2 protein-coding genes are annotated in these 1,931 nt (G+C 72.3%); both read right to left on the minus strand.

Features of this window, described 5'->3' with window-relative positions:
• The coding region (lipB, locus tag B4M60_RS09840) for a lipoyl(octanoyl) transferase LipB (protein WP_291082968.1) at positions 1 to 498 on the minus strand (498 nt) is incomplete at its 3' end.
• 82 nt (positions 499 to 580) lie between these two features.
• Positions 581 to 1,931 (minus strand): 2-oxoglutarate dehydrogenase, E2 component, dihydrolipoamide succinyltransferase (gene sucB / locus B4M60_RS09845; RefSeq protein WP_291082971.1); only part of this gene is annotated, 1,351 nt, incomplete at its 5' end.

Below are 1,931 nucleotides of genomic sequence, written 5' to 3' on the forward strand. Positions count from 1 at the left end.
GAACCCGTGCATCGTCACCCCGCGCTGGACGCGGATCCCGATCGCGGCGATCTTGCGCTCGGGCCTGCCGTCCCCCGCCGCGCACCACACCCCCGATCGTCCCTCCACCCGGCCGGCGTCCACCCCGAGCCGGGCGCACGTGGTGATGAGAGCCTGCTCGACGCGACGCACGTACTCCACCACGTCGATGGGGTCCGAGAGCGCGATGATCGGGTAGCCGACCAGTTGCCCCGGGCCGTGCCACGTGATCCGCCCGCCCCGGTCCACGTCGACCACCGGGGTGCCGTCGACCGGGCGGTCCGACGGCTCGGTGCGCTTGCCGGCGGTGTAGGTGGGGGGGTGCTCGAGCAGGAGGATCGTGTCCCCGCGCAGGCCCTCGGCCCGCTCCACGGCGAGTGTGCGCTGCAGTTCCCAGGTGGGCGCGTACTCGACCGTGCCGAGTCGGCGGATCTCCGGCTCGACGGGATCGCGTCGCAGGGTCTGACCGTGGTGGGACATGCCCCCCAGGTTAGGCGCTGGGGTCGACCTACGACGACGGGCGCCCTCCCGTGGGAGGACGCCCGTCGTGGGTGGCCGGGGCCTACAGGTCGAGGTCGCCCTCGAACTCGGCCTTCTGCAGCCGGTCCTTGACCGTCGTGAGGAAGCGCCCGGCGTCCGCACCGTCGACGAGGCGGTGGTCGTAGGTCATCGGGAGGAAGCCCATCGACCGGATGGCGATCGATTCGCCGTCCGCGTCGGCGTCCACGACGGGGCGCCGCACGATCGCCCCGGTGCCCAGCATCGCCGCCTGCGGCGGAACGAGGATCGGGGTGTCGAACAGGGCCCCCTCGCTGCCGATGTTGGTGATGGTGAACGTGCCGCCCTGGAGGTCGTCGGGGGTGAGCTTCGACGACCGCGCGCGCTCGGCCAGATCCTTGATGGCCCTGGCCAGGCCCGGGATGTCCAGGTCCTGGGCGTTGGGGATCACCGGGGAGAGCAGACCCGCCTCGGTGTCCACGGCGATGCCGAGGTTCACCGAGCCGTGGTAGGTGATCTCGTTGGAGTCCTCGTCGTAGGACGCGTTGACGTTCGGATGCGACACCAGGGCCTCGACCACGGCCTTCGCGTAGAAGGGCAGGTAGGTGAGCTTGACCCCGTGCTTGTCGGAGAACTGATCCTTGACCTGGGTCCGCAGCTGGGCGACGCGGGTCATGTCCACCTCGAAGACCTGCGTGAGCTGCGCGGTGGCCTGCAACGACTCGCGGGTCTTCCTGGCCGTGATCTTGCGGATCCGGTTGGCCTTCTTGGTGGTGCCCCGCAACTCGGCCAGCTCGGGTCGGACCCCGGCGTCAGAGGGACCACCGGTGGGAGCCTGCTTCTCCGCGGATGCGTCGGCGCCGCCCTCGGCGCCTCCGCCCTCGGCCGCGGCGAGCACGTCCTGCTTGCGGATGCGCCCCCCGATCCCGGTTCCCTTGACGTTGCCGAGGTCCACGCCGTGCTCCTGGGCGAGCTTGCGCACCAGCGGTGTGACGTAGGGCGACGTGCCGGCCTTGGCGGCGGCCGCGGGCTCGGCCCGCTTCTGGACCCCGTCCGCCGAGGACCCGGCACCGGAGGACTTCTCCGCCTTCGCTGCGGCCTCGGCCGCGGCCTTCTTCTCCTGGGCCGGGGTGTCGCCGGACGCGCCGACCTGCCCGGCCGCGCCGGCCGCATCGGTCGCGTCACCCGGCGCCTGGTTGACGGCATCGTCCGGGCGGGTGGACTCGGCGGCCTCGGAGGTCCCCTCGTCCCGGGCCTCCGCGGGCTGGTCGCCGGCGTCGTCAGAGTCGTCGCTGTCGGCGGCGGCGTCGCCGATGACGGCGAGGGTGGCGCCCACGTCGACGGTCTCGTCCTCCTCGGCGACGATCTTCTTGAGGGTGCCGGCGACGGGGGAGGGGATCTCGGTGTCGACCTTG

Source organism: Dietzia sp. UBA5065, from assembly GCA_002415925.1.
Lineage (GTDB): Bacteria > Actinomycetota > Actinomycetes > Mycobacteriales > Mycobacteriaceae > Dietzia.